The sequence below is a fragment of the Micromonospora sp. ATCC 39149 genome (assembly GCF_000158815.1).
Taxonomy (GTDB): domain Bacteria; phylum Actinomycetota; class Actinomycetes; order Mycobacteriales; family Micromonosporaceae; genus Micromonospora.
Genome location: NZ_GG657738.1, coordinates 716,592 through 718,116 on the forward strand (window position 1 = coordinate 716,592; position 1,525 = coordinate 718,116).

Below are 1,525 nucleotides of genomic sequence, written 5' to 3' on the forward strand. Positions count from 1 at the left end.
GTCGACGTACGGGCAGGGCCGCGCGAAGCCGCTCTGGCTCGGCTCGGTCAAGTCCAACATCGGCCACACCCAGGCCGCGGCCGGCGTCGCCGGGGTCATCAAGATGGTGCTGGCCCTGCGGCGCGGCCTGCTGCCGAGGACCCTGCACGTGGCGGAGCCCGCGCCCCAGATCGACTGGTCTACCGGTGCGGTCGCCCTGCTCGCCGAGGAGCAGCCGTGGCCGGCGGGCGACACCCCGCGCCGCGCCGGTGTCTCGGCCTTCGGCGCCAGCGGCACCAACGCGCACGTGATCCTCGAGGAGGCGCCCGCCGCCGAGGAGCCGACGCCCGCGCCCGAGGACCCAGCGCCGGTGTCGGTCGTGCCGTGGCCGCTGGCCGCCCGCAGCGAGAGCGCGCTACGGGCCCAGGCCGGCCGCCTGCTCGACGCGCTGACCCCACAGGATGCCTCCGACCGGGACGTGGCGTACTCGCTGATCTCCTCCCGGTCCGTGTTCGAGCACCGCGCGGTGCTCGTCGGCCGAAACCGGACGGAGCTGCGAACCGGGCTCGCCGCCCTCGCCGCCGGCCGCTCCGCCGCCGGGGTCGTCCGGGGCACCCCGGTGCCCGGGGGCCTCGCGCTGCTCTTCACCGGGCAGGGGGCCCAGCGCGTCGGGATGGGGCGCGGACTCCACCGCGACTTCCCCGTCTTCGCCGCCGCGTTCGACGAGGTGTGCGCCGCCTTCGACGCCCTGGGGCCGGACGCCGTCGGTGACGGCACCCATCCCGGCGGGCTGCGCGACGTCGTCTTCGCCGACGCCGGGCGGCTCGACCAGACCGGCTGGGCCCAGCCGGCGCTGTTCGCCGTCGAGGTCGCGCTGTTCCGGCTGCTGGAGTCGTGGCAGGTCGCTCCGGACATGCTGGCCGGACACTCCATCGGGGAACTCGCGGCGGCCCACGTCGCCGGGGTGTGGTCGCTGGCCGAAGCGGTCCGGGTGGTCGCCGCCCGGGGCCGGCTGATGCAGGCCCTGCCGGCCGGCGGGGCGATGGTCGCCGTGCAGGCCGGCGAGGACGAGGTCGCCGGCCACGACGTCGACGTCGCCGCGGTGAACGCCGTGGACGCGGTGGTCCTCTCCGGCGACGAGGAGCGGGTGCTGGCGGCAGCGGCGGCCTTCGAGGCGGCCGGGCGGAAGGTGAAGCGGCTGTCGGTGAGCCACGCCTTCCACTCGGCCCGGATGGAGCCGATGCTCGACGGCTTCCGGGCGGTGCTGGCCGGGGTGACCGCCGCGCCGCCGAGGATCCCGATCGTCTCGACCCTGACCGGCCGGGTGGCCACCGCCGAGGAACTGGCCGATCCCGACTACTGGGTCCGGCACGTACGGCGGACGGTCCGTTTCCACGACGCGGTGGTGAGCATGACCGCCGCGGGCGTACGCACCTTCCTGGAGGTCGGCCCGGACGGTGTGCTCTCCGGTCTGGTCCCGGAGGGGGTGCCCGCGCTGCGGCGCGACCGGGACGAGACGGCGAGCGCCGTCACCGCGCTGGCCCCA

The 1,525-nt window shown here is 76.5% G+C and carries 1 protein-coding gene; it reads left to right on the forward strand.

The window, feature by feature from the left end:
• Positions 1-1,525: type I polyketide synthase (locus MCAG_RS02965; RefSeq protein ID WP_157548366.1), on the forward strand; the 1,525-nt coding region annotated here is incomplete at both ends.